Origin of the sequence: Campylobacter concisus (genome assembly GCF_003049705.1) — a bacterium.
In the GTDB taxonomy this organism is placed as follows: Bacteria; Campylobacterota; Campylobacteria; order Campylobacterales; family Campylobacteraceae; genus Campylobacter_A; species Campylobacter_A concisus_AR.
The window spans coordinates 96,275-118,445 of record NZ_PIRF01000007.1; the positions used below are offsets into that span (position 1 = coordinate 96,275).

Annotated in this window: 18 protein-coding genes and 2 pseudogenes; 7 read left to right on the forward strand and 13 right to left on the reverse strand. The window is 39.2% G+C overall.

The window, feature by feature from the left end:
- Positions 1 to 381: 381 nt before the first annotated feature.
- The 3 genes from CVT05_RS08170 to CVT05_RS08185 form a co-directional block, all read right to left on the reverse strand.
- Positions 382 to 1,269 carry a DNA-binding protein gene (locus CVT05_RS08170; protein ID WP_107698433.1) on the reverse strand — a complete coding sequence of 296 codons (888 nt, stop codon included), beginning with the start codon at positions 1,267 to 1,269 and terminating at the stop codon, positions 382 to 384.
- A 65-nt stretch (positions 1,270 to 1,334) separates the two neighbouring features.
- Positions 1,335 to 3,608 carry a 5-methyltetrahydropteroyltriglutamate--homocysteine S-methyltransferase gene (gene metE, locus CVT05_RS08175; RefSeq protein ID WP_107698434.1) on the reverse strand — a complete coding sequence of 758 codons (2,274 nt, stop codon included), beginning with the start codon at positions 3,606 to 3,608 and terminating at the stop codon, positions 1,335 to 1,337.
- Between the two features lie 537 nt (positions 3,609 to 4,145).
- Positions 4,146 to 5,642, reverse strand: coding sequence for a C69 family dipeptidase (locus CVT05_RS08185; RefSeq protein ID WP_107698435.1), 1,497 nt, complete (start codon positions 5,640 to 5,642; stop codon positions 4,146 to 4,148).
- 202 nt (positions 5,643 to 5,844) lie between these two features.
- Between CVT05_RS08185 and rpmI the strand changes: the two genes are divergently transcribed.
- Both rpmI and rplT read left to right on the forward strand, forming a co-directional pair.
- Entirely contained in the window at positions 5,845 to 6,036 is a 192-nt protein-coding gene (gene rpmI / locus CVT05_RS08190) for a 50S ribosomal protein L35 (RefSeq protein WP_054195943.1), read from the forward strand.
- A 100-nt stretch (positions 6,037 to 6,136) separates the two neighbouring features.
- Positions 6,137 to 6,493, forward strand: a complete 357-nt coding sequence (rplT, locus tag CVT05_RS08195; protein ID WP_004317321.1) for a 50S ribosomal protein L20 — start codon at positions 6,137 to 6,139, stop codon at positions 6,491 to 6,493.
- Positions 6,494 to 6,725: 232 nt separating this feature from the next.
- Here rplT and dapF read toward each other — a convergent pair whose 3' ends face one another.
- The gene (gene dapF, locus CVT05_RS08200) at positions 6,726 to 7,469 is read right to left on the reverse strand and encodes a diaminopimelate epimerase (protein ID WP_107698436.1); all 744 of its coding nucleotides are present in this window, start codon (positions 7,467 to 7,469) and stop codon (positions 6,726 to 6,728) included.
- A gap of 47 nt (positions 7,470 to 7,516) precedes the next feature.
- Positions 7,517 to 8,113 (reverse strand): dephospho-CoA kinase, encoded by a 597-nt coding sequence (coaE, locus tag CVT05_RS08205; protein WP_107698437.1) that lies wholly within the window; start codon positions 8,111 to 8,113, stop codon positions 7,517 to 7,519.
- Between the two features lie 80 nt (positions 8,114 to 8,193).
- On the opposite strand from coaE, the gene purM reads away from it, so the two are divergent.
- From purM to CVT05_RS08220, 3 genes are read left to right on the forward strand one after another with little or no spacing between them, the layout of a single operon-like run.
- The gene (purM, locus tag CVT05_RS08210; protein WP_107698438.1) at positions 8,194 to 9,177 is read left to right on the forward strand and encodes a phosphoribosylformylglycinamidine cyclo-ligase; all 984 of its coding nucleotides are present in this window, start codon (positions 8,194 to 8,196) and stop codon (positions 9,175 to 9,177) included.
- Positions 9,177 to 9,434, forward strand: a complete 258-nt coding sequence (locus CVT05_RS08215; protein ID WP_107698439.1) for a hypothetical protein — start codon at positions 9,177 to 9,179, stop codon at positions 9,432 to 9,434. The genes purM and CVT05_RS08215 overlap by 1 nt, the downstream gene beginning before the upstream one ends.
- Before the next feature lies 1 nt (position 9,435).
- Complete coding sequence (locus CVT05_RS08220; RefSeq protein WP_107698440.1) at positions 9,436 to 9,858, forward strand: RDD family protein; 423 nt, start codon at positions 9,436 to 9,438, stop codon at positions 9,856 to 9,858.
- Between the two features lie 3 nt (positions 9,859 to 9,861).
- Here the strand turns inward: CVT05_RS08220 and CVT05_RS08225 are convergent, their stop codons facing one another.
- The 7 genes and pseudogenes from CVT05_RS08225 to CVT05_RS08255 all read right to left on the reverse strand — a co-directional run bounded on the left by CVT05_RS08225 (position 9,862) and on the right by CVT05_RS08255 (position 15,874).
- Positions 9,862 to 10,596 (reverse strand): hydroxymethylpyrimidine/phosphomethylpyrimidine kinase, encoded by a 735-nt coding sequence (locus CVT05_RS08225; RefSeq protein ID WP_107698441.1) that lies wholly within the window; start codon positions 10,594 to 10,596, stop codon positions 9,862 to 9,864.
- A 92-nt stretch (positions 10,597 to 10,688) separates the two neighbouring features.
- Positions 10,689 to 11,258, reverse strand: a complete 570-nt coding sequence (locus tag CVT05_RS08230) for a hypothetical protein (protein ID WP_107698442.1) — start codon at positions 11,256 to 11,258, stop codon at positions 10,689 to 10,691.
- A gap of 90 nt (positions 11,259 to 11,348) precedes the next feature.
- Positions 11,349 to 12,029, reverse strand: a complete 681-nt coding sequence (locus tag CVT05_RS08235) for a response regulator transcription factor (RefSeq protein WP_107698443.1) — start codon at positions 12,027 to 12,029, stop codon at positions 11,349 to 11,351.
- Position 12,030: 1 nt separating this feature from the next.
- Positions 12,031 to 13,681, reverse strand: a pseudogene (locus CVT05_RS08240) (ATP-binding protein).
- Between the two features lie 45 nt (positions 13,682 to 13,726).
- Positions 13,727 to 14,347 carry a protein-disulfide oxidoreductase DsbI gene (dsbI, locus tag CVT05_RS08245; protein ID WP_107698444.1) on the reverse strand — a complete coding sequence of 207 codons (621 nt, stop codon included), beginning with the start codon at positions 14,345 to 14,347 and terminating at the stop codon, positions 13,727 to 13,729.
- 8 nt (positions 14,348 to 14,355) lie between these two features.
- The gene (locus tag CVT05_RS08250; RefSeq protein WP_103597744.1) at positions 14,356 to 15,012 is read right to left on the reverse strand and encodes a thiol:disulfide interchange protein DsbA/DsbL; all 657 of its coding nucleotides are present in this window, start codon (positions 15,010 to 15,012) and stop codon (positions 14,356 to 14,358) included.
- A 115-nt stretch (positions 15,013 to 15,127) separates the two neighbouring features.
- The gene (locus CVT05_RS08255) at positions 15,128 to 15,874 is read right to left on the reverse strand and encodes a carboxymuconolactone decarboxylase family protein (RefSeq protein WP_107698445.1); all 747 of its coding nucleotides are present in this window, start codon (positions 15,872 to 15,874) and stop codon (positions 15,128 to 15,130) included.
- Between the two features lie 282 nt (positions 15,875 to 16,156).
- Here CVT05_RS08255 and CVT05_RS08260 point away from each other — a divergent pair, with 282 nt between their 5' ends.
- Positions 16,157 to 17,992, forward strand: coding sequence for an aryl-sulfate sulfotransferase (locus CVT05_RS08260; RefSeq protein ID WP_107698446.1), 1,836 nt, complete (start codon positions 16,157 to 16,159; stop codon positions 17,990 to 17,992).
- A gap of 211 nt (positions 17,993 to 18,203) precedes the next feature.
- Positions 18,204 to 19,228, forward strand: a pseudogene (locus CVT05_RS08265) (ABC transporter substrate-binding protein).
- Positions 19,229 to 19,453: 225 nt separating this feature from the next.
- Here CVT05_RS08265 and CVT05_RS08270 read toward each other — a convergent pair.
- Positions 19,454 to 22,171, reverse strand: a 2,718-nt coding sequence (locus CVT05_RS08270; protein ID WP_159071223.1) for a beta strand repeat-containing protein, incomplete at its 5' end; no start/stop codon positions are given.

Below are 22,171 nucleotides of genomic sequence, written 5' to 3' on the forward strand. Positions count from 1 at the left end.
GCAACCTTGAGCAAAATGTCATCCTAAAATAGATCGCTTTACTACTAGGATTTAGATGGTCTAGCCAAAAAGCGTCAACGAGATTATCGGCGTCTTTGAGAGCAATAATAGATATGGAAAATTAAACCTCTAACTAGTTAAATTTATAAGAAATAGTCAAAATATCTCCCTCATTATGTTTTTGCGCAGCAAAAACGCCCTAGTATTTTTAAGAGAATTAATACACTAGAGGTTCTAGATCAACACAAAAACAAGAACACATAAGATCACTCGTGAGAGATAAGAGCAAAAATTTCTACTATCTATCTAAAACATGCAAGACACTGGATATAAGATATAGCAGGACTTTAAGCCAGTTAAACTTTAACAGCTCTTAATAGATCAAAACACCTCTCTAATCTTATGTGTTAGCTCTAGGCTCGCTTCTATCTCAGCTCTTTTTGCCATTACACTTTCAACATTGACACCGACATTTATACCAAGCTTTTTAGCAAATTCATAAAGCTCTGCAAAATTTTCAAGGCAAATTTGCGATGCCGTGGCTAAAAAATTATTACTCTGAAGCATCCTTTTTTCGCTCTTTTCATCAACGTTTATGCCAAGCCACTTGATAAACTCTAACGTTTTTGGCGTGCCACAAGTCGTAAATGTCAAAATAATAGGCAAATTTAACCCGCTTTTTGCCACGCTTTCTAGTAAATTTTTAGCCAAATTTATATCAAAAACTGCCTGCGAGATAAAAAATTTCGCCCCCATTTTGGCCTTTTGGCTCATCCTTTGCTCTTCATCGCCTTTTTTAGCATGCCTCTCAGCTATGCAAACACCGCCCACTACAAGCTCTTTAAACTCATCTCTAGCGATCTCATAAGCACGCTCTAAGCTCATTTTAGGCTCTACCTTGCCAGAAGCAACGCCAACAAAAACATTTATATCGCTACTACTTTTGGCTAAATTTGCTCTAAATTCACTCTCATTATATTTGTTCGCGACTCTATAAAAGATGCTTGGTGTCTTTAAATTTAGATACTTTGAGTAATAAATTTCAGGGCTTAATGTATCACTAAATTCAAAGGTTCGCTCGCTTTTTATACGGCTACTTTCATCTTGGATCTCGTAAAGCACCAAGCCATCAGCCTGCACATCTGTGATCCTCTTGTCCCATTTTGCAGCGATCTCTTTAAGCTTCGTCTCGTCAAATTCAGCCTTTGGCGGCGTTAGGCCATAAAGCACTATGCCACTTTCATTGTTTATGATCTTATCTTTTAACATTTTCTAACTTTTTTTGAAATTTAAACGGAGTTTAGCGCCTAGGCTTGCTAGACGCTAAATTTGGATTATAGAGCTCTTACGATCTTGACAGCTTCTACCATGTTTTTAAGGCTTGGCTCAACCTCTTCCCATTTTCTAGTTTTTAGGCCACAATCTGGGTTGATCCAGAGTTGCTCTTTTGGCAAGACTTCAAGCAGAGCTTTGATCTGAGCGACGATCTCCTCGACACTTGGCACACGTGGGCTGTGGATGTCGTAAACGCCAGGTCCGACCTCTTGTTTGTAGCCAACGGCTTTGAAAATTTTAAGTAGCTCGTTGCCACTTCTTGCTGTCTCGATACTGATGACATCAGCATCCATAGCCTCGATGGTCTTAATAATATCGTTAAATTCAGAGTAGCACATATGCGTGTGGATCTGAGTTTTTGCCTCAGCCGAGCTTACTGAAAGCTTGAAGCAATCAACCGCAAATTTCTCATAAGCTGGGATATTTTCAGCTCTTAGCGGATAGCCCTCTTTAAACGCTGCCTCATCGACTTGGATCACTCTGATGCCTGCATTTTGAAGGTCTGCGATCTCGTCGTAGATACAAAGTGCGAGCTGTTTTGCTACTTCGCTTCTTGGAAGATCGTCACGCACAAAGCTCCAGTTTAGCATAGTCACAGGACCTGTTAGCATGCCCTTCATTACGTGTTTTGTGATGCTTTGAGCATATTTCATCCACTTAACAGTCATCGGCTCTGGGCGGCTTACGTCACCAAAGAGAAGTGGTGGTTTGACGCAGCGGCTGCCGTAGCTTTGTACCCAGCCATTTTGACTAAATGCATATCCGCTGATCTGCTCACCAAAGTACTCAACCATGTCGTTTCTCTCTGGCTCGCCGTGTACTAGCACGTCTAGGCCGATGTCCTCTTGGAATTTCACGCAGTGATCGATGTATTTTTTGATGCCTGCTTCATAAGCGGCCGCATCGATCTCGCCTTTTTTGAAATTTTGGCGAAGTACGCGAAGATCAACCGTTTGAGGGAAGCTACCTATCGTTGTTGTCGGCAAGATACCGTATTTTAGTGTTTCGCGTTGAATTTTGATGCGGTCTTCAAATTTCTCGTCACGCTCAAATTTGCTTAAATTTTTGATGCGTTTTTGGACGCTTTCAGAGTGGATGAGCTTTGAAGTAGCGCGAGTTTTAACAGCATTTTTGTTCTCTTCATAAATTTTTGTTTCGCTCTCATCAAGCTTCTCGCCGTTTGCTAGTTTTGTGATGATCTTGATCTCATCAAGCTTCTCAACCGCAAAGCTTAGCCAGCTTTTGATCTCTGGGTTTAAATTCTCTTCATATTTTAGAGTGTATGGCACGTGAAGAAGCGAGCATGAAGTGCCGATGTAAAAGTCTTTGCCGCCTATTTTTTCTGAAATTTCACCTACAAGTTTTACCTTCTCATCGATGTTACTTTTCCAGATGTTTCTACCATCGATCACGCCAGCAAATAGCGCCAAATGGCTATTTTTGATAGTCTCAAGTGCCTCGAAATTTCTCTTGCCGTGGATGAAGTCAAGTGCGATGCCGTAAATTTTAGTTTTAGCCACTTCGCTAACTGCCTTGATCGCATGCTCAAAATATGTCGCAAACACGATCTTGATGTTGTTTGCAACGCCTGTTAGCTCGTTATAAACCTTAGTTATAAGTGGCAAAAGGTCGCTTTCATTTTTGTCAGTTACAAAGATTGGCTCGTCAAACTGCACTAAAATTTCATCATCAAGCTTAGAAATTTGCTCAAGTAGCTTTTTGTACTCACCTACAAGCGCGTCAAGGTGCTTAAATGGGCAGCTGCCGTCAGTCGTCTTTGAAAGGGCCAAGAATGTGATAGGGCCGATCAAATTTACCTTGCCTTTTACTCCGTTAGCCTTTGCCTCTTTGTACTCATTTAAAATTTTGTCTGCTTTTAGGCTAAATTTGCTCTCGCTGCTAAGCTCTGGCACGATGTAGTGGTAGTTTGTGTTAAACCACTTTGTCATCTCCATCGCAACGCCATTTTTGTTGCCTCTTGAGCAAGCAAAATATTGCTCCAAGCCGCTTAAATTTGCAAATCTTGGAGGCGTAGCGCCAAAAGCGATGATGTTATCAAGCATTAGGTCGTAAAATGAAAAATCATTAACGCTAATAGCCGAAATGTCAGCGTCTTGTTGATATTTCCAGTGTCTTTGGCGAAGCGTCTTTGCAGTCTCTTGTAAATTCTCTTCACTAAAGCCCTCTTTGCCAGCCCAAAAGCCCTCTAACGCGCGCTTTAACTCTCTTTTCTCTCCAATTCTTGGAAAACCTAAAACATAACTTTTTATCATTTCTATCCTTTTTAAATTTCTATTTTAAATTAAATCTGTGCAAAACACAGCAACCTTGAATATTTTTATGCAGGTACAAGGGGGCTAGAATTACGAAACCGCCCCCTTATCCCTGCGACCCAAACCCCCAGCACGTTCAATGTTGTTGCGCTGCGCACAAGTCTGGGTCACCCAAAACGAGGCGGATGACACCCGCTTCTTCTTAAACTAAAGTAAAATTTATAAAAAACCCTGCTAAAAAGATCCTTGCCAAATTTTAAACACTGCTTAGCTTTGCTATTAAAGATGCAGTTACAATGCAACGGACCTGCTAGCAAAAATGGATTTGTTTCAATGTGAAAAAATGTAAAATCGTTTAAAAATTTGCGTGTTTTTTGAAAATCGCTGATATGTTTTTTGCCGAGATTAATGAGCTTTACGCATGGGACAAGGCATCAGCGTTTTTCCTTTGTAGTGAATTTTTGTCGCATTATAAACGCTCTTTGCCAAATTTTTGTTTAAATTTTGGGCGCTACTAAATTTCACGCCCAAAAATTTTTAGTCTTTTTTGCCTTTATTTAGGGATTTTAGCTTAGCATCCATATCAGCTGTAAGCATAGTAAAGACCTTATTTGTAAGCTGCTGAGTTAGATCTTTAGCCTCTTGCATAGTCTTTTGGCTAAATTCATTTAAGAGTTTGTCCGCTTTTTTCTTATCTTTTTTGTAAAGCTTCATGTACTCATCTTCAAATTTAGCCTGTTTTACCGCCAACTCTTTTTCAAATTTAGCGTAGGCCTCTTTTACCACTGGCGAATACTTCTCATAGTCAGTCATCACAAGGGTTTGAAGCTTTCTATAAACCCAGTATATTGAGGTGTCATCAGCGTCATAAGAGCCATCTGAGTAGCCTTTTATAAAGCCATCAAGCCCCTCGTAATACGGCAAATAAACGCTAAGATCAGCCATGCCAAGAGCTACGTAGGTCACACGACCGATTTCTTTTGGTAGCCAAGGGCGCACCTGCATGACGTGAGACTCGTACGTTCTAAAGACACTTATGGCGCGGTAGACGTTTTTCTTATCTTCATCTTTGCTAGCGTAGTTATCAAACGCAGTGCCGTTGTAGTGGGCTCTCATCGCAGCTTTTAGGTCTTCAACACTTAGTTTTTTCTCTGGTTTTAAAAATACTGGGAATTTCTGACCATCGGCGAAGTCTTGTTTTAAGCTTGGGTTAAACATGCTTTGCACCCAGCAAACGCGTGGATAGTTGTAGGTCACATCCCTCTCATCGTCTCTTGTATAGGCCTTTGTGAAGTTAAATTCGCCATCTTTTGCAGGGTCATAAGTCTTATTGTCGATCGCAAATTTGATGACATCTTTTGCTCCCATGAAATTTGGATCATTCTCTTTATAAGCATGTAGTCTGCCTTGATTTGCAGTGACGAAATACTCATCTGGAGCGATCTTTGTAGCGATCCATTTGTGGCCTGTACCAGTCTCAAAATACCAAAGCTCGTTTGCGTCGATAAATACCACGCCAAAGCCCTCGCCAGCGCCCTTAGTCTCGACTATCTCACCAAGAAGCTTAACGCCCTCTTTTGCACTCTTCATACGTGGCAAAAGTACGTCCGGGATGTCATCTTCGGTGATGCCACTCTCTTCGTTATATGGGTCGATCTTTAAAAGCTCGTCTTTTGCGTAAATAGTCTCAGTGCCACTTAGCCCAACCCCTGCCTCATTGTAACCGACCGCTCCATGAAGCTTTGTGTGCGAGTTTGCGATGGTTGTGTATCTCATACCGTCTTTTGGAAGCGGATATGTAAAGTCATTTGCGCCGTCATGTGCCTTTGAGCTATGCATACCAGTTTGGTTTTTCTTTGCTGGATGGATCAAAAAGACTTGTGCCTTTACAGCCTTACTATCTGCACTCCTGGCAACCAGCATGGAGCCGTCGTTTGAAGCTTTATCTCCTACTAAAATGGTAGTGCATGCCAAGCTACTTGTGCCTAAAATCGCACTCATAGCAACAATTGATGCAAGAATTTTGCCTTTCATTCTTTACTCCTTTAGTGAAATAAAATTTCTTCATGTGATTATATGCAATTTTTAATAATTTAATTATAAATTTTAAAATTCTTTTAAGTTTAATGTAAATTTATTGCAAATTTTGTCTAAGTGAAATTTAAATTTTCTAAAGGTATTTTCGCTATAATCCAAAACTTACGCAATTGCGTATAAAAATTCAAAAAGGATTAGCATGCCAAAGATGAAAACCGTTCGCGGTGCTGCTAAGCGCTTTAAAGTAGGTAAAAATAAGATAAAAAGAGGCTCTGCTTTTAGAAGCCATATCTTAACAAAAAAACCTAGTAAGCGTATGAGAGACCTTCGTGGACCACACTACGTGGATAGCACAAACGTCTCAGCCGTTCGCAAAATGCTCGGCGTATAAAGCAGCGTAGATTTAAGTTTTTGACAAAAAAGTCATTCAAACTCCCCCAAATTTAGGGGCAAGACTCACTTTGTGAGCGCCAATTTGTAAAAGGATAAATATGGCAAGAGTAAAAACAGGCGTAGTTAGAAGAAGACGCCATAAGAAAGTTTTAAAGCTAGCACGTGGCTTTTTCAGTGCTAGACATAAACACTTTAGAAAAGCTAAAGAGCAACTAGAGAGAAGTTTAGTTTATGCATATCGCGACAGACGCCAGAAAAAACGTGATTTCAGACGTTTATGGATCGTTCGTATCAACGCAGCTTGCAGACTAAACGACATTAGCTATTCAAGATTTATCAACGGCTTAAACAAAGCTAAGATCGAACTTGATAGAAAAATTTTAGCTGATCTAGCTATGAATGACGCGAAGGCATTTGCGGCACTTGCAAAACAAGCAAAAGATGCTTTGAAATAACACCTTTTCTCCGCTTCGGCGGAGATCTTCTTTTTTTAAATTTCTATTCAATTTTTTATTAAAATTTTTTTGAGATTTTAACTTAGTTATTTTGTATTCAAATTTTAAATTAATGTCACTATAAAATTTTACTTCATCAGCTAAGCGCAAATTTAGTAATATAAATTTGAAAAATTTGCTTACCATTGCTAGCCAAATTAGCCAAGAGCAAGTATAAAACTCACCCTAAAAGCTAAATTTCAATGCTCGTATCAAAGCAATGTTTCACCGCTCCACTAAATAAAATTTTGCCGTTTTCTAGTCTAAGACCAAGCTCCTCGCCGCTTTTTGGATAGACTTTTAGGCATTGCGCTGCGTTTAAATTTAAAGTAGCGCCGTAAAAGCAAGCCGCCATGCCAGTGCCGCAAGCTAGCGTCTCGTCCTCCACACCCCTTTCGTAGGTTCTCACCTTTAAAACTTCGCCATCAAATTTGGCTAAATTTACATTTGCGTTGTACTTTTGACGAAGCGCCCTGCACTCTTTGACGTCAAATTCATCTAAATTTTGCGTGAAATTTACAAGGTGAGGCACGCCAGTATCGTAAAAATACCAAGTTTTACCATTTTCATTTAGTGGCTCGCTTAAAATTTTTGGACTTGTTAGCACAACCTCGACACACTCGTTTTTAACGCTTGCCATCACCTCGCCACTGCCGGTTAGCAGAGCAAATTCGCTCGATCTTACAAGGCCGTTTAGATAGGCATATCTAGCAGCCGCGCGCGAGCCGTTGCCACACATCGCAGCGTAACTTCCATCACTATTGTAAAACTCCCATTTCACGCCCTTTTCGTAAGGCAAAAGCACAATAAGCCCATCAGCTCCCACGCCGTTTGTTCGGCTACAAATTTGCCTTGCTAGCTCGCTTCTGTCTTTGCTCAAAAATGTATGAAATATGACAAAATCATTGCCACTAGCGTTGTACTTTGAAACTTGCATTATTTTTCCTTTAAAATTGCTCTACTTTTTGCCGAATTTATATAAACTCAGCCATAAATTTGCCTTAGAAATTTCTCTAGTTCGTGCTCTAAATTTTCTTTATCGCCACTATTATCTATTATAAAATTTGCCTTTTTTCGCTTTTGCTCGATATCCATCTGAAGCTCCACTCTTACTTTTGCTTCTTCTAATTTTAGACCGTTTCGGCTCATTAGGCGGCTTAGCAAAAGCTCTTTTGGTGCGTAAATCACGGCAACATTTTTAAACTCAGCATAGCGATCCTCTTTTTCAAAAAATAAAGGGATATCAACAAAATAAACCTGCCCCAAGCACTCAAGCTTCGTAGCGCGAGATAGAATTTCTTCCTTTATCTTTGGATGCAAAATTTGCTCTAAAATTTTTAATTTTTTTGGATCATTAAAGACAATGGCACCTAGTTTTTGACGATCGATCTTGCCAACTTCGTCTAAAATTTGCTCTTTAAAAACTCTCGCTATCTCACATTTACAAATTTCAAGCTGTTCATGAGCGATCACGTCCGCATCAATCACGCTAAAGCCTCGCTCTTTTAGCAAATTTATAGCCGTGCTTTTACCGCTAGCAATAGAGCCTGTAATGACATAAGCGTTTGGAAATTTCTGCAAACTCGCTCCATTTTTGAAAATTGATGACAATTTTAGCAACTTTTGGCTAAAGTTTTAAAAAATTACAAAAAAGGGCAAAGATGATAAGCTATAAAGATGCTGGAGTGGATATAGATGCTGGAAATAGCTTTGTTGAGGCGATAAAGCCTTTCGTAAAATCTACACAAACACCAAATGTTATAGGTAGCATTGGGTCATTTTCAGGAGCAGTCAGGCTACCAAGTGGATATAAAAATCCAGCTATTTTAGGTGCAACTGATGGCGTTGGCACGAAGCTTCGTCTAGCTATCGACGCTAAGAAATTTGACGGCGTGGGCGAGGATCTAGTCGCAATGTGCGTAAATGATCTCATCTGTAACTTCGCTACACCACTCTTTTTCCTCGACTATTACGCAACAGCAAAGCTTGAGATAGAGAGTGCCAAAGAGGTAGTAAAAAGCATCGCAAATGGCTGCAAAAAAGCCCAGTGCGCGCTGATAGGCGGTGAGACAGCCGAGATGCCATCGATGTATGAAAAGGGTGATTTTGACCTTGCTGGATTTGCCGTTGGTATCGCTGAGGCTGATGAGATCGATAGAAGCAAATTTGTAAAAGCTGGTGATGTTTTAGTCGCACTTCCAAGTAGCGGTCTGCACTCAAATGGCTTCTCTCTTGCAAGAAAAGTAGTTAGCGAGCTTGGACTAAAATTTGATGAAAAAGTAGGCGATAAAAAGCTCATCGACGTGCTTCTTGAGCCAACTAGAATTTACGTGAGCGACTTTTTAAGTTTAAAAGATAAGATTATGGCAATGGCTCACATCACCGGTGGTGGCATAGTTGAAAACTTACCTCGCGTCTTTCCTGCTGAGCTTGGTGCAAAAGTACAAAAAAGCGCTATAAAAACACCTGAAATTTTTAAAATCATCGCTCAAAAAGTAGAAGATAGCGAGATGATGAGAACCTTTAACATGGGCGTTGGCATGATATTAGTTGTGCCAAAAGAAAATGTTGATACTGTCCTAGCTAGCAGCGATGGCTACGTGATCGGTGAAGTAGTAAATGGCAAAGGCGTAGAGCTAGTTTAATGCAAAGAAATAGCGAAAAACGCCTGCTAAGGACTGAAAATAAAAGCTTTTTTGATCTTAGCATTTATAAGTATATAGGCTGTTTTGGCGTGCTAGAAAGCGATATCAAAAAACTTGATCTCTATAGTCACTGGTGCAAGGTCTCACGTGCCTCTACTATGCTCTGCGTCACGCATGATAGCGGCGAGAGTGACAACCTAGTCTATCTATATGACTGGGAGAAATTTAGCCGTATCTACATAAATACAGGAAATTGAGTTGGCAAAACAAAAGGCAAAAATCGCACCTGTTTGGGCTAGAGTAAAGGCATTTATCATCGATCTTTTTATCATCGGTATGCCTATATTTTATGCGACAACATATCTTGTGCTTGATGGCAAAGAGGCATTTTTGCATAACCAAATTGCCATTTTTGGTGCAAATAGCCTGATCTCACTTATAATGTGCCTTTTTTTTAGCATAAAAGCACAAACTCCAGGCTACAAAGCACAAGAAATTTATCTAATAAACCTAAAAACCGGTAGAAAACTAAGCTTTTTTCACACCATCTTGCGCCAAATTTGCTTTGCCTTTGCTGGCTTTAGCATACTTGGACTTTGCCTTTGTTTTTTTAGAAAAGACAAACTAAATCTGCACGACATCATCACTCAATCAGCTGCCGTGCAAAGATCAGAGGGATAAATTTTACTTCGCTCCATGCCAAAGTAGGCGATTTTTACCAAGTTTTGTATCTATGCTCTCTTTTATGATAGAGCAAATATACTCTTTTGAAAGTTGTATAGACTCCTCTAAGCTCTTGCCCTTTGCTAAAAAGCAAGCAAGTGCAGTTGAGAAGCTACAACCAGTTCCACTCATTACAAGCGGATTAACAAGTGGGGTTTTAAAATTTCTTAGCGAACCATCTTTTTTATAAAGTGTGTCTATACTGCTATCTTCGCTGATATGTTTCTTTACGATAACATCACAAGGCAAATCTTTATAATCATCACCAAAAAGTACATTTGCCTCATCTAAATTTGGAGTAGTTACCGTTGCTAAGCCCATTAGCTCTTTTAGTTTTGCCACCGCACTATCTTTTATAAGCTTGTGTCCGCTTTTTGAGACACAAACTGGATCAAGCACTACTTTGGTGTTTTGAGTTAGTAAAAACTCACGCACCACCTCCATGATCTCTTCACTAAATAGCATGCCAATTTTTATCGCATCAAAGCTAAATTCTTCCGCAAGCGTATTTAGCTGATCTTTGACAAAACTAGGCTCTAAGCAAACTACACTCTTTACAGCGTCCGTAGTCTCAGCGACCAAAGAAGTTACCGCTGTTGCACTATAACAATTAAGCCTAGCACATGTTTTTATATCTGCTTGAAGCCCAGCTGTGCCACTATTACAAGAGCCTGCGATGATTAGAATTTTTTTCATCGTTTTCCTTTGAAGTTTTTGGCTTATTATAGAGGATATTAGATAAATTTGAGTTTTTTAAAACAGAAGAAATTTGAGCAAAAAGCTCAAATTTATGAAAGTTTATTTAAGTCGTTATCGATATCTATATATATCGTAGTTGCGTTAAGATTTGTATGCTCAAAGCTAGGATCTATCTGCTTATCGCTCTCTTTATGTTCGTTTATTTTAGCTAAAAGATCATCTTCTCTTAATCCATGCTCATTTATTAAATTTGGATCTATTTCATTAAAACTAATATTTACGCTAGCCTCATCATTTGGCTCTTCTTGCTCTAAATTGGTTGCGCTAAGAATATCATCTACTTTTTCATTTATATGATCTAAAATCGATACATAATCATTGCCAAGAAGTGCTTTAAACAATGCGTCAGTATCTATACTAGACTCACCAATATCATCGCTTACTACGCTACTATCTAGCCAAAGAGTATCGTATCCATTTATTGATATATCTTGTCCATCATTTGCAGTGATTGTAATGCTTGCACTTTCGCTCTCGCCCTTTATAGCCTCTCCGATATATACTTTATCATTTACGTCTAAAACTCTTACATGATCATTTTGGTCTATCGCTATAACATCAGATGAAACGCTTTTAACTATACCAGCTACTGCTGCCATCTTTATTCCTTATTTTTATTTGTCGGTATTTTAGTATATTTAATTACTTTTGTATATTGTACTATGGTACAAGGTAGCGATAATCCTAAATCATTCAGATTTTGTGATTAAAATATATCCACTCTCGCTGATATTTTTAAATTTCACGCCAAGCTCACGTTTTAGACGAAGTATCACATTTTGGATAGCTGCCTTGCTAACATCGCTTTCATAGACAAATTCTTCTATCATCTCATAAGTAACTAGCTTATTTAGATTATAAGCAAAGAGCCAAAATATCTTATTTTGTAAAAAGCTAAGATAAATTTCAATGCCGTTTTTATAAATTTTCTCTCTTTTTAAATTTATACTCACCTCATCGCTTAAATAAACTAGCTTTTCATCTCGTTCAAAACTTAAACTAATAAGCATTGCTCTAAGATCCTTCATATCAATAGGCTTTTTTAAAAAGAGCATCGCCCCTTCCTCCATGCTTTTTATCAAATTTTCATCGCTATCATAAGAGGTAAAGACAATAAATTTTTGGTGCGGCTTTGTACGTTTCATCTCATTCATCATCTCAAAGCCATTAAGCACTGGCATGTGAATATCGCTCATCACGATATCAAAACATTGCTTTTTAAATTTCTCCACACCATCTTGTCCATTGCAAGCACCAATTACCTGCTCGCAATAAGGTTTAAGCCCGCTAATAATAAGCTCTCTTGCCATATCGTCATCTTCGACTACCAAGACGGACGTCTTTTTTAAAATTTCTAAGACTTCTTGCATTTTAGTCCTTTAAATTTATATCAAAACTTAGTTCAAACACCGTTGGCTTTGCGTTATTTACGAGCCTTACGTCGCCATTTAGCTTTTCTTGCGCTAGCTTTTTAGCAAAATAAAGCCCTATGCCATTTCCTTGCTTTTTGGTGGTATTTAGCCAAGTAAAAATTTTCTCGCTCATTTGCTCGCTTACGCCATTTCCATTGTCATGAACTCCGATGTAGCATTTATCTTCAAAGCTCCTAAATTTTATCTCGATGATACGTTTTAGTGGCTCATCTTTGTAGCTTTCAACAAGTGAGTCTTTTGCGTTATGTATTAGGATTAACAAAAATTTGTTGGATTATATTTTCTATCTGACGAACTTTTTGTTCATTAAAACCACTAAATTTTACACTAACATTTGCACGGCTTAGCTCTGTGTGCATGAGGGTTATTAGATTTTTAATGCTTGTTTGTACCTCAAATTCGCTCACGTTTTCAGCGCTTTTGTAAAAATTTCTAAAAATTTCAATAGTACTTGAAAGAAGTTTGACCGAGCTTTGTCCTTTTTCAAGTAAATTTATTAGCTCCTCGTCGCTTAATTTACCTTCTTTTTTTAACATTATGCACGAGCTTAACATTAGTTTTAGCGAATTTACCGGCTGAATGAATTGATGATTGATACCACTTATTAGCTCGCCAGCCTCACTCATTTTAGCTCTATGAGTTAGCAATGTCTCATACTCATCTTGTATCTTTTTTATCTTGTTATACATAAAATTATGAAGGATGTTTGCCAAAAATGTGAGCGCAACGAAGGCAAAGAGCAAGCTTAGAGCATTTTTTAAAGCTTCTTTTGTTAAAGCTGAAATTTCCTCTTCGTTATTTGTGCCAGCTCCTATGAACCAATTTATCGTTGGTATCTCAGCTACTTGGATTAAATTTTGTCCTATTTTTAAGCTTGTAATGTCTTCGTCTTTTAAAAACAACTCTTTAAATTTCTCCTCGATCTCTTTTTTTAAAGCAAGATCAGGTATCGATGTTAAAATTTCACCGCTATGAGTCACCAAAAATGAGTAAGAATTTGGTGCAAGGCTAAAATTTTTAATGCTGTTAAAGATATTTTCTATACGCACGACGCCACAAAGCGCTGCTTTAAATTTCGCTTGTTTTGTGACTGGAACGCATAAATTTAGAGTTGAGCCTTTTAAAATTTTATGTTTTTGCATGAAATTTACGCTTGGGGCATTTGTATTTTTTGTCTCGACATACCAGATAAGCCCTGCTCTTTCACTTTTTGGCATAACTTCTTCTAAAATTTTCTCTCCATCTACAAAAATTTCTCCATCATCCCTTAAAAGCTGCATTAGATCAAATTCTTTTGCGTTTTGTTTAAAGAGCTTTATAAAGCCAGCTATCTTTTCATCGTCATCTACGATGCCTGCATTTTGTATAAATTTTGACGCACGAATGAGTGAATTTATCCGCTCATCAAGCCAAATTTGAAAGTTATTTACGATATTTTTGCTGACTGCTATGTTATTTTTATCAGATAGCTCTATGATTTTCTCTTTTGCATTGCTATAAATATTTAGCCCAAGAAGTATTACAAAAAGGCTAGCAAGCAAGATGATGGCGTAGATTTTAATATTTTGTGATTTTAAATTAATACCCATACGTGCAGTATATCCTAAGTTAGCCCAAATTTGGGCTAACTAAATTCATTTTAAAAAGGATAAAAGCTTTGAAACGAGCATAAGTGCAAGCACTACAAAACAAACACTAAATCCAAGCAGCGTGCAATCAGCCATCGACATAAATTTAGATGATGGCACAAGATACCAGCCGTCCGCATAAAGATCAACTATGCTCTTTTGCAAATCACTTAGCACCACGCCATCAGGTACCATAGGGCTGTCATATCCGCAGTCTCCCGTTGGCATAAACCAGTCAGGCGCCCACTTCTCAAGCGGCAAACCAAATGGATAGTGTGGCTCAGTAGAGCAGCCCTGCACACCAAAAGGATCATCGCCATGCACCGCATCGTGGATTTTAGCTAGCTTTACGCTATACATTATGCCCTGCACCGCTCCCCAAAAGGCAAAGCCGTAGCCAATTAGAGCAAAGAACAAATTTTTAGGATTTATCATAGCGATCACGCCGCCAAGCGCCATACATAAAAATGCAAAACGTATATAGACGCACTGCTCGCAAGGTGGCATATAGGCGTAGTTTTGAAAGAGCGAGTGCGCGATAACGACAAGCCCAACGCTTACAAAAACTAAGATCGCCCAAGAGATGCGTGAGTCTTGAAATTTAGCCATTTTTTTAAAAAAGCTCATGTGGCGCCTTATTTTTTAAGAAGCTCTTCGATGAGTGCTGCCATGCCGTCAAGCGAGCTGATTGATTTTGTCATGATGAGATATTTGCCATTTACGACAAATGCTGGCACGCCTTGAATTTTAGCCACGTCATAGCTCTCGTCCCACTTTTTAAGTAGCTCAGTCACTTTTGGATTAGCCAGTTCTTTTTCGTAGTCTGCTTTGCTAACACCAGCAGCATCAAGCCCAGTCTTTAAAAAGCCCTCAGCGTCTTTGCCATCGCTCCAGCGCTCTTTTTTGTCATGATAAGCTTTGTAGTAGGCAAATTTAGCCTTTTTAAATAGCGAATTTTCATCAAACAAGCTCACTCCCTTTGCCTCGTCCATAACGATAAGCACGGCAAAGACCTTGCTCGCAACCTCGCCGTAATCGCCCTTTGTCTTTAGGTGAAATGGCTCATATTTTAGGCCAGGGATTTTCTCAACTACCTTTGGAGTGACGCTCTTGTCGTATTTGTAGCAAAATGGGCAAGCATAGCTAAAAATTTTAACTAGCGTATTTTGTCCCACACTTAGTGGCTTTTCAAGCTTGACGTAGTCCTCGCCCTCGCTAAATGCACTAGCACTAATCGCTCCAGCCACCGCAACGGCAAAGATTGCCTTACTAAATTTAGATAGAAAACTCATGATGATCTCCTTTGGATGATTTATTTTGAGTTATTCTACAACCAAGCTCAACCGCAAATTTAACGCTAGAATAAATTTTGGCTGAAATTTATAAGATATTGCATTGATTAAAAATTTAATTTTTGCTAGAGCTTATCTCATTTATTGCTGATAATGCGTTTAAAGCACTTGGATAGCCTATAAATGGTATAAGTGTCGTAACAACGCTTATTAGTTTAGCTCTATCGTTGCCGATGCCAAAATTTGCAGCAATGTGCCCTAAAAGCTGTGGTTTTGCAAAGCCAAGAGTCGTGATATAGACAAATGTCAAAAGCTCTCTAAGCTCTAAGCTAAGCCCATCTCTTGCATAAAAATCGCCAAAGCAGTTTTGCGATAAAAACTCCATTATATGTTTTTGATCATTTGGCATTGATGCGATAAATTTATCAACCGCTGGGAAGAGTTTTCTTTGTATCTCAAGGCCTCGTTCACCTCTGCCTTCTCTTGATTTTTTAGGCATATTTTCAGGCTCTATATAGCGCTCATTAAAAATTTCATCAGCTAAAAATATACAATCTTCTACTTTGCCAAGCCCAGCATAAGGCACTGCTTGATATAAAATTTCTCTTATCTCTTTTGCTGATATGCCTACATTTAAAGCAGCCCTAACGAAGCTTTTAAATGAGCTTTTTGCACCTTTACTCACGCAAAGAGAGGCGATGATAACCGAAAGTCTTGTTTTTTCATCAATATTTATCACTTCACTAATATCGCCTAAAAAATTTAAATAATCCTCTAAAAAGCTAGCGTTGCTCTCTTCAAGCTCACTTTTTGAATCAAACCAATTTTTATAAATTTTCTTTGCATTGTAAGTTAGTGTCATAAGTTCTGCTCCATTGTTTAGGGCTGATTATAAGTACTAAAGCGTAAATGCTAGCTTAAGGTCCAAAAAGACAAAAATTTTTAATATAAATTTAGATTTTAAGCTATTATAAAGTTTATCGTGATTTTTATGTTATAAGGTTTTATTACAATTACGAAGGACGCAATATTTTTTATTACTCCTTTTACCTATTTTAAGCCTTGGGCGTTCCAAGGCTTTTTCTAAATTTTATAAGCTTTATGAGTAGAGTTTATAAAATTTAATTTATCTAAAGGAGATGTTATGAAAAAGACTTTGAGTTGTGTTGCACTAGCCTCTGTACTTTGCTCGAGCGCTTTTGCGATAGGCGGTCCAAGCGGAGCTAAGCTTGACTACGCTATAACAGGAGCTATCGGCGAAGTAATGGTAAATCCATACGACACAGCGCCTCTTACAGCGGTCATCAAAAATGGCGGCTACACATTAAGTAATGCAAAAGTAACCATCGTACCAAAACAAGGCGGTCAGGTGATAAGCTACAAAGTGGCTGATAAGCATCTTCGCACACATGGCGGCATCCCAGTTTTTGGCATGTATCCTGACTATCAAAATACCGTTGAGGTCGAGTACGACAAGAGCTACAAAGGCAAGACTGAGCATATAAAAGAGAGCTATAAAATTTACGCTCCAGCTATCTATCTAGAGAGCGCTGGCACGCCAAATCAAAAGGGCGCACTATTTGACAAGATCGAGGTTACTAAGCCTGCGAGTGCTAAATTTGCTAACCGCCTCTACTATGTAAATAACTTTGTAAATAAAACTGGCAAGGGCACAAAAGTCGTTTGGAACAACCCAGCTGGCGGTGCGATCGAGTGGAACTACAGCCCAAATAACTTCATCCTTGATACAAAAGGTGAGGTTAGATGGTATCTTGAGCCAAGCAAAATTTACGATCTAAAACAGCCATTTCACGCTGGCGTAATGATGGGCTTTAAGCAAAATGACGACGGCGCTATGACTTGGGGATATGGTCAAAGATACGCAAAATACGACATCATGGGTAGAGAAATTTTTAACCGCGAGCTACCAGCTAGTTACAACGACTTCTCTCACTCAATGGACGTAGCACAAAACGGACACTACTTCTTGCGCGTGGCAAATGCTGATTATAAAAGAGCTGATGGCAAAAACGTAAGAACGGTGCGTGACGTGATAGTTGAGCTTGACAGAGATGGCAACGTAGTTGATGACTTTAGACTTTATGAAATTCTTGATCCTTACCGCGATATCGTGCTAAAAACGCTTGATCAAGGCGCAGTTTGCTTAAACATAGACGCTAAAAAAGCAGGCCACACAGCAAGCTCTGATGAGCTTCAGTCTATGGATACACACGATAAATGGGGTGACATAGTTGGCGCAGGACCTGGACGTAACTGGGCGCACGTAAATAGCGTGGATTATGACCCAAGCGATGATAGTATCATCATCTCAAGCCGCCACCAAGATGCAGTCATCAAGATCGGCCGTGATAAACAAGTAAAATGGATCATGGGCGCTCACAAGGGTTGGAGCGATAAATTTAAAGACAAGCTCCTCCAGCCAGTTGATAGCAAAGGCAATAAAATCGTCTGCGAAGATGAGTACTCAAAATGCCCAGGATACGAGAGCGACAAAGGTGGCTTTGACTGGCAATGGACGCAGCACACAGCATTTAGGATAGATAGCAAGTCTAAAAAAGGCAAAATTTATCTAAGCGTCTTTGATAACGGCGATACAAGGGGCATGGAGCAACCAGCCATCGCTGGCATGAAATACTCTCGCGCGGTCGTTTATAAGATAGATGAAAAGAAAAAGACTGTTGAGCAAATTTGGGAGTACGGCAAAGAGCGTGGCAAAGAGTGGTATAGCTCGGTTACTAGCCTTACGCAGTATCAAGATGACCTTGATAGCGTGATGGTCTACTCAGCCGTTGCTGGCATGCAGTTTGATATCGCAAAAGGTCGCCCAGTAGGACTTCCTAGCCCACACATCGATGAGTTTGAGTGGGGTGCAAAAGAGCCAAGCATCGAGATAAAGATGACAAATGCTATGGGCTATCAGGCGTTTCCGTTTAGCTTGCAAAAAGCTTTCGAGAAATAATCTCTCTTTTTCTCCCTTTTTTGCCCAGTGCAAAAAGGGGAGTCCTTGCTATAAATTTAATCTATCAATAATAGATACAAATTCACATTCGCTCATAAATTTTAAAGCTCTAAATTAAAAATTTATATTGTAAAGATATTGTTTATTAAGGCGATAGCATATAGGATTAGCACTTATATATAAAAATATATATTTAACATAAGGAGAAAAAATGAAAAAATTTTTCATGGCTTTAGTGGTGCTGTTTGCAAGCCTTTTGCTTAATGCAGCTGAGTTTAGAGATGTCAAAGACATCACTGGTGACGTCGTAAAAGTCCCCGCAAAAGTAGAAAAGATCGCTACGCTTTGGTATGCGAATAACCAAATCATATTAATGCTAGGCGGCACGGACAAGATAGTAGCGACCACCGATCTAATCAAAAACAACAAATGGTTTGCGCACGTTTATCCTAGAATTTCAAGCATTCCAAACGGCATAAACGGCAAAGATTTACAAGTAGAAGAGCTAATCAAACTAAGCCCAGACGTCGTCATAGCCGCCGATAAAAAGAACAAAGAAGAGCTAACCAAAAACGGCTTTACCGTGCTTTATCCGTCATTTACCAATCATGCGGATATGAAAAAAGCGTATCTATCATGGCCGAGGTCATAGGAGGCGACGTGCCGAAGATCGCGGAGAAATTTAACGAATATTTTGACGGCAACCTTAAAAGAGTGCAAAACGAAATAGGTAAGATCGCGCCATCATACAATAAACCAAAAGTACTTCACATAGCCGACGGCAAAAATTTATTCAAGGTTGACGGCGCAAATACGATCATAGACGAGTGGATAAGGGTCGCAGGCGGCCAAAATGCGGTTCAAAAAGCCGGAAATATGCTTGAAATCAATGCTGAAGAGATACCAAATATGAACCCTGATGTCATCATCATAGGCAGAGCCAAAGCTCCCGAAATTTTAAAAAAGATATATGAAAACCCTATCTACGCAGACACTAACGCTGTAAAAAAGAAAAGAGTTTACGTAAATCCAACTGGCGTTTTTAGCTGGGATAGATACGGCGCCGAGGGGGCATTGCAAATTTTATGGGCGGCTAAGACTTTGCACCCTGAAATTTTTAAAGATATAGATATAGCAGCTGAGACAAAGAAATTTTATAAAGAGTTTTTACACTACGAGCTAAGCGATGATGAAGTAAATTACATCTTAAACGGCTTAGACCCAACTGGAAAATAATTTATCCTTACGGCGGTAAATTTATCTACATTTGCCGCTAAATTTTAATCCATTTTCAGCCTTTACTTGTCTATCCGAACTTGCTGATTTGTTATATGCTAACTACTCTTAAATAGCTAAAAATTTGTGGGTTTAGTACTAATTAGAAAGACAAATAATTATAAAAATTTAATGATAAGAAAGAATATCCCAAAGGAATTTCCTCTGGGATTAAAAGTCTAGATATTAAAGTACGTGTATTTGATCTTGAACTTCGATTGTAGTTGTACCACTAGTATAAGTAGTATAACCACCAGAACTAGCACCTTTAGTCCAGCTACTTCCAAGAGTAAGCTCATCGTTACTATCACCATCTATTTTTAGCTTATTCTCGTTACTATCACGTAATATATCTTGAACATTGCTAGCTGTAAGAGTTAAGGTTGTCTTTTCTCCATTAGTCATATCTAGTTTTTCGATATTTTTAACATGGCTAAAGTCTATGCTATTATCAGCTACTTTTAATGTATCAAATCCGGCTCCGCCGTCGATAGTAGAAGTGTCTTGAATACTTGCATTTTTACCGATAGAGATAATATCATCTCCGCCGCCGCCACTTATCATAGAACCGCCGCTCATATTTAAATTTTTACCTATTGTAATTATATCACCGTCATCGTTGCTACCAGTTCCAGCACTTCCGTTATTTCCCCAATCGCCGTGTATGCCAGCGTTATTAGTAAGCGTTAGGTTGTCGCCCGCAGTAATAGTATCGGCTCCACCGCCACCTTTGATATCCGCCCGGTCTTTAAGAGTAACGTTGTTTGCGATATTTACAGTATCATTGTATCCTTGGCTGCCGTCGTCCATATGGATATCAGAATCCGATACGATGGCGCCGTTTCCCATATTTAAGACATCCGCACCGTATCCTAAATCCACATGCGTATCTCCGCTAACGGTGCCGTTTATGTTTAGCGTATCGACATCGTCTCCAGTTATAAGCTGAGAATGTTCTACGGTAGCGCCCGATGCTACGGTTATAGTATCACTACCTCCGTTAAGATCGAATGTCGCGTTTTTAACAATAGCTCCGGCATTTACATTTACGTGATCTTCGCCGTTACCGTTTACTATTTTGGTTTGATACTGTCTATTGGCTATAGCGTCCGATTGATCGCCAAATACCGCTCCGGAATTTATATTTACGGTATTTTTTGTTCCTTGTAATTCTACGGTAGTTTTACTAAACGTACCTCCGGCGATATTTACGACGTCTCCGTCTCCACTATACGTTCCTCTTCCGGTACTTATCTTAGTTTCGGTAAAATTTCCGCCGTTTATATTTATCTCATCGTCTCCGTCACCGCCGGTTATTTCAGATTTTTTAATTATCCCCCCACTTATATTTATCTCATCTGTTCCTGAGCCGCCGTAAAATTTTAGGTTTGTGAGTGTTCCGTCTTTTATATTCGTTATCGTTTTACTACGAGAAGTATAAATTTCAGAGTCTGTAACCTCGCCACCGTTTATATTTATGGTATCTATATCGTTGGTATCACCGTATGAATGATCTAGTCCAGAATAAATCTTGCTGCCGTTTACCACTTTAGAACCCGCATTAATATTTATAGTATCGCTACCGTATCCGGCTATAACGTTTGAGTTATCTATTACTGCTCCAGCACCGATATTTATCTTATCATCTCCCATTTTGGCATCTATTTTACTATTTTGTTTAAATGTAGAATTTGTAATGTTTATAATGTCGTTATCGTCATCGTCGTACCAATGGGGCCTATCTACCGAGCCGGAGAGTAGTTCCGCACCATTAGTAAAGGTAATGCCGTCGATGTCGACTGTGTCATTGCCACTACCAAAATCTATTACGCCTCTTGTTATAGTTATTCCTTTTTTGAAATTTATCGTATCTACGCCGCCGCCCATACTTATATTACCCGTATCTAGATTTTCATCTATATATGCAGTATCGTTTCCATATCCGGCAGATATAGTGGCACCCCCATTTACGGTAGAGCCTTGTCTAATATAAATAGTATCGTTGCCGCCGCCCATACTTACGCTACTGCCCCCGCTTAGCGTAGCTCCGCTTTCTATATAAAGTTCGCTGTGTTTATCTTCATTATCGATATCACCCGCTTCTATCCTAGCTTTACCGTCGACGGTTCCTCTAACGTATACGGTATTGTTACCCTCGCCGGCTTTTATTCTTGATTCTCCGGATACGTGCCCGTTTATATTTATCGTATCATCGCCGCTTCCAGTACTTATCTCATTAAAATGATTTGGATTACCGATCATATTGCCATCTATATTTACAGTATCGTTTCCGGCTCCAGTTTTTATACTTCCCCAAGATAAATTTGCGCCATTTTTAATATTAACCGTATCATCATCCTCGCCGGTATCTACGCTAAGATGTTTGCTAAAAGTCGCTCCGCTTTCGATATTAAACGTATCTTTTCCGCGTCCGGTACTTATTGCGGCATATCCGCTCGTTTCTCCGGCAAAATTTACGGTATCATCGCCGTCTTCGGTATCTATCATTGTACTATTGCCTAGCTTACCCTTGATATTAACTACGTCGCCTCCCTTGCCGGTATTTATATCACTATTTTTTACCTCTGCTCCGGCTTCTACGTTTACGGTATCTACGCCGGTACCGGTATGCGTATTTTTTACTTCCGCATTATTTAAAAATTTAACTCCATCTCCGCCTACACCGCTATACACGGAATTAGCTTTGGTATTATCCACAATAATACCGCTTCTATTATCTCCGCCAAATACGTTAAGATCCGTATTGCCCTCTATAGAATTAGCATAATTAGAAAGCCTACTAGAATCGGTCACAGCCAAATCTGATGCATCATCTTGACCAATAGCTAGTTTACCATCATTGCTTACATACCAACCGTCTTTATGTTGGAATGCACTAGGAGT

Coding starts and splice junctions, on each gene's coding strand:
- CVT05_RS08235 (WP_107698443.1), bottom strand. CDS start 12,029: ATGCAAGAAGTCTTAGAAATTTTAAAAAAGACGTCCGTCTTGGTAGTC.
- CVT05_RS08225 (WP_107698441.1), bottom strand. CDS start 10,596: ATGAAAAAAATTCTAATCATCGCAGGCTCTTGTAATAGTGGCACAGCT.
- CVT05_RS08230 (WP_107698442.1), bottom strand. CDS start 11,258: ATGGCAGCAGTAGCTGGTATAGTTAAAAGCGTTTCATCTGATGTTATA.
- CVT05_RS08185 (WP_107698435.1), bottom strand. CDS start 5,642: ATGAAAGGCAAAATTCTTGCATCAATTGTTGCTATGAGTGCGATTTTA.
- dsbI (WP_107698444.1), bottom strand. CDS start 14,347: ATGAGCTTTTTTAAAAAAATGGCTAAATTTCAAGACTCACGCATCTCT.
- CVT05_RS08170 (WP_107698433.1), bottom strand. CDS start 1,269: ATGTTAAAAGATAAGATCATAAACAATGAAAGTGGCATAGTGCTTTAT.
- CVT05_RS08260 (WP_107698446.1), top strand. CDS start 16,157: ATGAAAAAGACTTTGAGTTGTGTTGCACTAGCCTCTGTACTTTGCTCG.
- CVT05_RS08250 (WP_103597744.1), bottom strand. CDS start 15,012: ATGAGTTTTCTATCTAAATTTAGTAAGGCAATCTTTGCCGTTGCGGTG.
- metE (WP_107698434.1), bottom strand. CDS start 3,608: ATGATAAAAAGTTATGTTTTAGGTTTTCCAAGAATTGGAGAGAAAAGA.
- purM (WP_107698438.1), top strand. CDS start 8,194: ATGATAAGCTATAAAGATGCTGGAGTGGATATAGATGCTGGAAATAGC.
- rplT (WP_004317321.1), top strand. CDS start 6,137: ATGGCAAGAGTAAAAACAGGCGTAGTTAGAAGAAGACGCCATAAGAAA.
- CVT05_RS08215 (WP_107698439.1), top strand. CDS start 9,177: ATGCAAAGAAATAGCGAAAAACGCCTGCTAAGGACTGAAAATAAAAGC.
- dapF (WP_107698436.1), bottom strand. CDS start 7,469: ATGCAAGTTTCAAAGTACAACGCTAGTGGCAATGATTTTGTCATATTT.
- CVT05_RS08255 (WP_107698445.1), bottom strand. CDS start 15,874: ATGACACTAACTTACAATGCAAAGAAAATTTATAAAAATTGGTTTGAT.
- rpmI (WP_054195943.1), top strand. CDS start 5,845: ATGCCAAAGATGAAAACCGTTCGCGGTGCTGCTAAGCGCTTTAAAGTA.